This is a genomic window from Spirochaetota bacterium (genome assembly GCA_040756435.1).
GTDB lineage: Bacteria > Spirochaetota > UBA4802 > UBA4802 > UB4802 > UBA4802.
Genome location: JBFLZD010000093.1, coordinates 1 through 7,137, shown reverse-complemented (window position 1 = coordinate 7,137; position 7,137 = coordinate 1). Strand labels below are relative to the sequence as shown.

Here is a 7,137-nt window from a genome sequence, read left to right as displayed (position 1 = left end):
CAATTTCTGGAACGGGTATCTTTAGTTCACGTGAGATATCGTTGATATCCTCACCCTGTAATAACCGTAATACTATGTCTTCCTTTTTCTTAGCACTTATCCTTTTCATACGTACAGTTTGTGACATGCCAGCCTCCGATTTCAACCAATATTTATGCTAATTCTGTGCTCGGTTAGAATCGGGGCCAGTATAATATATAATAAACTTGCTATATATATTATAATTTTAATATAATATTATATAATTAATATTTATAAAAAATAATTTTATTGAAAAAATATATAATGTTATCTTTATGGCTATCTATATTTTTCAGGAGGTAATTTTTTATGGTTGATCTACAATCAATCGTTTTACGTCGCAAACCTTCATATCCATTAACAATATGGCTTGAAGATTATAATAGTAAAAAAGTTACAGCTGAAGAAGCAGCAAAAATAATAAAATCGGGTGATAGAGTGTTTTTGGGTGGAGGGACTGGTATTCCTGCGTCATTTGCTACTGCTTTAGGTAAAAGAGCGGGTACGGTAAAGGATGTGACTATTTATCAGGGTTATGCAATGGGTCTGTATGATTATATGAAACCGGAAAACAGAGAGAGCTTTCATATTGAGACTATGTTTGTTGGGCCTATGGAACGTGTATGTATGGAATGGAAAATGGCACACTACAAACCCATGCATTTGAGTGATATACCACAGGCTGGTCTTGATGCCCGTTGCAATAGGGTAGCTTTTACTGCTACACCGCCAAATGAAGATGGTTTTATGAATTTATCCTGTTTTGGAGCCTTTTTACCTCGCAAGGAAGTAATATTAAATGCAGAAACAGTTATTGCAGAAATCAACAGCAATACTCCATGGCTCAATAGTATTGATTTCCTTGTGCATGTATCGGAAGTGGATTATATCATTGAACAGGATACTCCATTGTTTGAATTACCTGAAATTCCCATAACAGATGTTGAAAAGAAGATGGCAGAGATTATTGCTGATTTAATACCTGATGGTGCAACAATTCAGTTGGGGTTTGGAGGATTAGCAAATGCCATTGGTAATTTGTTGTACAACAAGAGGGATCTGGGTATGCATGGAGAGGTTGTTACCCCATCAGTTATGCGTTTAGTTGAAGCAGGTGTTATTAATGGAATAAACAAGACTTTTTATCCGGGAAAAGTTATAGCTGCATTTGCTGTTGGAACCAGGGAGTTTTATGAGTATCTGGATCACAATGAAAACTTTCTCTTTTGTGAAGTTGGATGGGTTAATACGCCTGAAATAATAGCGATGAATGATAATTTAGTATCCATTAATAATGCGCTCATGATAGATTTAACCGGTCAGGTAGCTGCCGAATCAATTGGCACAAAACAGTATAGTGGAACTGGCGGGCAGGTAAATTTTATTCATGGTGCTAAAAAGTCAAAAGGAGGAAAAAGCATTATAGCTCTCAATTCCACATATAAAGATAGGGAAGGGAAATTACATAGCAACATTGTTCCTTATTTGCCATTGGGAACTGTTGTTACTACTTCCCGAAATGATGTTGAGTATGTGGTTACTGAATATGGTGTTGCAAATTTAAGGATGCGTAGTGTTCATGACAGGGTTTTGGCACTGATAAACATTGCACATCCTGATTTCAGAGAAGAATTACGATACCAGGCAGAAAAAATTGGTTGGATATAGATTGTATTAATGCATCATTTCTTCCTGAAATAATACTCATATGATTGATGAATGGTATACCCATCTTGCTGAGTTTTGGGTATACCATATAAATTATTATAATAAATTTATTAAAAAATCTTGCCAAACTTGCATAATCCTGTAATATATCTTGTCATAATTTGGAATAATTAAAAAGAGTTTTCTATGGAATATACAGTTGTTCAATACAACAAACATAAACAGTTAATTATTAAAGAATATAGCCGTAAAGAGTTTATTGCTGTTTGTTCAGATTTATTATATCGCCCAAAAAAGATTTTTGTTGGATTGGGGGACTTTCTTGAAATTGGTGATTATAACCAGTTGCTGGATGCTATTTTCTATGATGAAGAAAGCTCAATTATTGAAAACTTTCTTGATGAGGTCAACCGTAAACTTTCAGACAAAGGGCAGATCCCATTTTCATTTTTAAAATTGGCAGTATACTACCCTGATTATCTTTTAAAAGATGTACCTACTCAGTGTGCCTTTACTGTAGGTGCAAAAACTCGTCTTTTCCCGGGTGCTTGCCATTTTATGAATTTTATGAAACACTATGATCCGTCTATACTAACAGCAATTCCCTACGAACTGGCTATTGAAATTATCAGGAGAGTTGGTCTTGATAATAATCATCTGGTAGCCACAGAATATAAAAAAATTACTGGCCAAAAAAATATTGAACTATATGCAGGTGATATTGAACAATTCATTTCGGGTGAAAGGAAAATTATTGAAATTGAAAAATATATGGCACAAACAAATACGAAAGAAGAAGATGTACTTTATGTTGGAAGAGGTGAGTCAAGCGTAATCACATTTTCCAAAATTAACTCTATTGCATTTAATCCCTCGGATGCAATTATTCCCTCATCCCATATTACCGTGTATGGTTCATCCCTGGAATCATTGTTGGTATTATTTAATGATTCAAAAGAAATAAATAAATTTTTACTGTCCGATATCGGTGAACATATACTACCATCACTTATTGTGTTATCTGATGTAAAAGAAAAACCAAACGAAGTCATTGAATTGGAAAAAAAACATAGACGACTACAGGCAAATATCATTGGGCAACGGATTGAACATGGTACTGAGAGTTACACTACATTAAAACGTGATATTGAGCTATCACTGAGTGCATACCCTTTTAATTTCCAGTCAATAAAGGATATGGTGCGTTCACGGTTGGAAAAATTTAAAATAAATCCCCAGGGGTTTATAGATGAAATATGTGCGATAGCTCAAAAGAGATATCAAAGCTGGGGAATGTAATAAATGTAACAGTTTGCGTTTGTGCTATGCATGCTTTATTCGGGAGGGACGTTCAATGGGAATGTGTAAAAATTTATGTTCCGTGGCATTAATGGTAGTTGTATTACTGTTTAGTTGTGAAAATATTTTTGCTCAATCTATTGGATATAATCAAATATTTTTAGGGTCACCGTATAACAGAGTTAAGGATATTTTGCAGCATCACGATTATAATTTCAAAGAAATGAAAATTGGTGTAATTAGAATTATACTGTATGATGATTCACAATCTCATGGGATGCTCATTTTTGATTATTTTGAAAGACTGTATACAATTATTGTTACTATACCTATTACTGATGCACAATTTGATCAATTGCAACAGCATTTACAACAAAAACACGGCCAGTTTACCGTGCATGATACTATAGTATGCTGTACTATTGGAATATATCGCATAGCTCTGTATCACAACAAAACCACAAAAAGTGCTACTGTTGAATATGGCCATACCATACCGCTATTCTATCCTGTGGAACCAGCAGAAGAAAATCCATTTTCAAAATTTTAAACTATTTGCAGGCAATGACTGTGAGTAACTATCGCATATATGGCTTTCATCTTCTTTTCCTTTTGTATTTAACGCAGGGCATTCCTTTTGGTTTTCAGGTTACCGCTTTACCAGTTCTGTTCAGGCAATCTGGAGTATCACTAACTATGATTGGATTCAGCAGTCTGCTGGCTTTACCGTGGATGCTGAAAATAGTCTGGGCGCCTCTTGTTGATAGATTCTGGATGGCCATATTTGGAAGAAGGAAGTCATGGCTTATGCCATTGCAGATAGTGATGTTTATTTCAGCCTATAGCGCTACTCATATTGACATAGCTTTAAATCCAGTATTATTTGCTGCTACGATATTGGTGATGAACTTTTGCGCTTCAATACAGGATATTGCAGTTGATGGATTGGCAATAGATATTTTGAACGAGACTGATTTGGGATATGGCAATGCCATTCAGGTTGTAGGGTATAAAATTGGTATGCTTATAAGTGGTGGTTTTTTAGTATGGCTGAGTTCATATCTTGGTTGGGAAAATATATTTTATGTCATCTGCACAATTGTTGCAATTCCTTTAATACTGCTTATCCCTTATAAAGAAAATGCCATATCACAAACCAAAGTCAAGTACATAACAATACGTGATATTTTTGTTCATATTAAGAAAGCTGTAAAGCAACATGGTATGATTATTGTATTCCTTTTGATAGCAACGTATAAAACAGGGGAAACGTTTATTGATGGTATGTTTAAACCATTCCTTGTTGACCAGGGATTCAGTGCTTCGCAAATAGGCTTGTGGCAGGGTATGTATGGCATGGCAGCTTCTATTGCTGGATCAATTGTTGGTGGTATGCTTGCATCGCACTATGGAATTTTTAATGGATTATGGTTTGCATTGCTGGTACGGTTAATACCATTATGTGGTGAATGGTATTGTACATTGAATGTGCCGTCACCTGAACTTATTATAATGGTAACTATCGCTGAACATTTTTTTGGTGGCATGCTAACTACAGCAATGTTTGCATTTATGATGTCTACTGTTGATAAGATTATTGGGGCTACCCATTATACAATACTGGCAACTATTGAAGTACTTGGCAAATCACCTGGAATGTGGTTTTCAGGGCTCTTGGCTGATAGATTTGGTTATTCGTATCTGTTTGCATCAGGAATCTTCCTTTCAATTATACCGCTATTATTTGTTATAATGGTTAAAAAAAGATTGTTATATCCAAGACAATCATAGTAGCTATTTGTGAAGATAACATCTTTTTAATAAACACTATTTATTCATTGTCAACGAGATGGTCTATTTATGATTTTTGAAATTGTTCTTTACTTTTTTAATAGATGTGAACATATTTGTGAATGTTGATTCATAACAATTGAATACTTGAGTTAGTATATCCAATGTATAAGAAAATTATTTGTGGCATTATTATTTTTTTTAGCATTACAATAGTTTTTATAAGTTGTAATCAAAAAAAGACTTTTTATAGGCCCAGGGTAATTGAGGGTGTTTTAGATCTGCGTAGCTGGGACGAATCTGCAAACCAGGTTATATCATTAGATGGGGATTGGGAATTCTACTGGAATCAGCTTATTGAACCTTCTCAGTTTACAAAAAAGATGCAACCATTTACCTATCTTGAAGTTCCAAAAGCATGGAATAAACAGGGTAGTTTCAGGTATTCCTTTCCAGCTTTTGGTTATGCTACGTATAGACTGCATATATATCATGATCCAAAGTATGTAGGGCAAATTAAAACATTAATTATGCCTTATGTACATACGGCGTATACTTTATGGGTTGATGGGAAGATCATTAGTCAGAATGGCAAAGTTGGTACTTCTAAGACATCAATGATACCTTTTCAATTGCCGGTTATAACACAATTTGTTATTAATTCTACAGTTACTGAAGTTGTTCTGCATATATCTAACTTTCAGCAACGCACTGGCGGAATTTTGCGAAGTATAAAATATGGTAATTATGATATAATCAATAAGCAGTATGAATTAGACCTTTTCATCACACTGTTTGTTACAGCAGCCCTTTTTATTATTCTTTTATATCATATTGGTCTTTTTATAGTCAACAAAGGGTACAAGCCAAATCTATATTTTGCCATTTTTTGCGCAATTATTGGTTTCAGACTATTACTAACTGATGAAAAGCTTTTTGTTAAAACAGTCCCATCTTTGCCATGGGACATATATTTGCGAATGGAGTACGCAACATTATTATTTGCAATAATTTCATTTTCTCATTTTATTGATGGCCTGTATCCAAAAATGGTTAATAGCATAATTCTAAGGGCTATTGATATATATTTTGGTTTATTTTTTATTTTTGAGTTGGTTGTACCCATATCTTATGCTTCATATGCATTGATTTACATCCAGATTGGTTTAATAGTAACTGCTTTATACCTTTTATTTATAATGATAAGAGCAACACAAGCTGAAACAATTAACTCTTTTATTTATATATCCGGTATGGTAATATTATTTTTTACTCTTGTAAATGATGTATTATATACTCAGCAGTTGATTAATAGTATTTATCTGTTTGAAATTGGTTTGTTAATTTTTGTATTTACCCAATCATTAGCTGCGCTGGAAGAATCAATAAAGATTCAAAACAGATTAATTACAATAAATAGTGAGCTTGAAATTGCACGGCGCATACAAAAAACAATTTTACCAGAAGCAGTGCCATCAACACATTCTATTCATGTTGAAGCATGTTATATTCCCATGGATGAAATAGGTGGCGATTTTTACCATTTTTATGAATTGGATGAAGAAAGGCTAGGAATAATTATTGCAGATGTTACCGGGCATGGCATTCCGGCATCTTTGATTGCATCAACAGTTAATATTGCATTTTCACTTCAAAAGAATCAGGCAGATAATCCTGCTACACTTCTGACTAATATGAATACTATTCTATATGGTAAAACTGGTGGGCAGCCCATCACTGCACTATATGCATATGTTGATGCATCACAAGGAGTAGTAAAATTTTCACGGGCAGGACATCCGCTCCCTTTAATCTGGAAAAGCAGTAAAAATAAGGTAGTTGAGATTGAAATTCCTGGGAAAATACTGGGCGTTTTTAAAACTATAAAAAATGACATTACCACCTACCCAATACATAGTAATGATAGAATAATACTGTATACTGATGGAATTACGGAAATCCGTAATAGTAGAAATGAAATATTTGGCATTGAACGATTTATATCATGTATTGAAAGAAATCATCATAAAAGTACCAGAGAACTTATTGATAGCATTGTTGATACAATTATACAATGGGCAGGAAGCAAAAATAAAATAACCGATGATATTACTTTAGTCATTGTAGAAATTAAGTAAAGCCACTTTAAGCTATTGGATTGCAGTTGCATCTATTTCTATTGGATCACCAGCATAGCACTTCAAAGACTTCAATGCATGTACGTGGAGGGTGATTTAAAGGAAAAAATTTTATAAGTTTAATTGGTATTGTAATAGTTTATAATCAGCAATTATTCCTTAAAAAATTTCATAATGAATATAGTGTACACCCCCGCCGCCGAAGGCGGCGGGGGTGTAC

At 34.0% G+C, this 7,137-nt stretch carries 5 protein-coding genes; all 5 read left to right on the top strand.

Annotated elements, in window-relative coordinates; all coding sequences use genetic code 11:
* Positions 1–330 precede the first annotated feature (330 nt).
* Positions 331–1,689 (top strand): acetyl-CoA hydrolase/transferase C-terminal domain-containing protein, encoded by a 1,359-nt coding sequence (locus AB1444_15845; GenBank protein MEW6528128.1) that lies wholly within the window; start codon positions 331–333, stop codon positions 1,687–1,689.
* 186 nt (positions 1,690–1,875) lie between these two features.
* Positions 1,876–2,988, top strand: a complete 1,113-nt coding sequence (locus AB1444_15840; protein ID MEW6528127.1) for a hypothetical protein — start codon at positions 1,876–1,878, stop codon at positions 2,986–2,988.
* A gap of 55 nt (positions 2,989–3,043) precedes the next feature.
* Positions 3,044–3,538, top strand: a complete 495-nt coding sequence (locus AB1444_15835) for a hypothetical protein (protein MEW6528126.1) — start codon at positions 3,044–3,046, stop codon at positions 3,536–3,538.
* A 20-nt stretch (positions 3,539–3,558) separates the two neighbouring features.
* On the top strand, positions 3,559–4,779 hold the full coding sequence (locus AB1444_15830) for an MFS transporter (GenBank protein ID MEW6528125.1): 1,221 nt from the start codon (positions 3,559–3,561) through the stop codon (positions 4,777–4,779).
* Between the two features lie 164 nt (positions 4,780–4,943).
* The gene (locus AB1444_15825; protein ID MEW6528124.1) at positions 4,944–6,917 is read left to right on the top strand and encodes a SpoIIE family protein phosphatase; all 1,974 of its coding nucleotides are present in this window, start codon (positions 4,944–4,946) and stop codon (positions 6,915–6,917) included.
* The last annotated feature ends 220 nt before the right edge of the window (positions 6,918–7,137 follow it).

Excerpts from the sequence above, each read along its gene's own strand:
- AB1444_15845 (MEW6528128.1), top strand. The coding sequence starts at position 331 with ATGGTTGATCTACAATCAATCGTTTTACGTCGCAAACCTTCATATCCA.
- AB1444_15840 (MEW6528127.1), top strand. The coding sequence starts at position 1,876 with ATGGAATATACAGTTGTTCAATACAACAAACATAAACAGTTAATTATT.
- AB1444_15835 (MEW6528126.1), top strand. The coding sequence starts at position 3,044 with ATGGGAATGTGTAAAAATTTATGTTCCGTGGCATTAATGGTAGTTGTA.
- AB1444_15825 (MEW6528124.1), top strand. The coding sequence starts at position 4,944 with ATGTATAAGAAAATTATTTGTGGCATTATTATTTTTTTTAGCATTACA.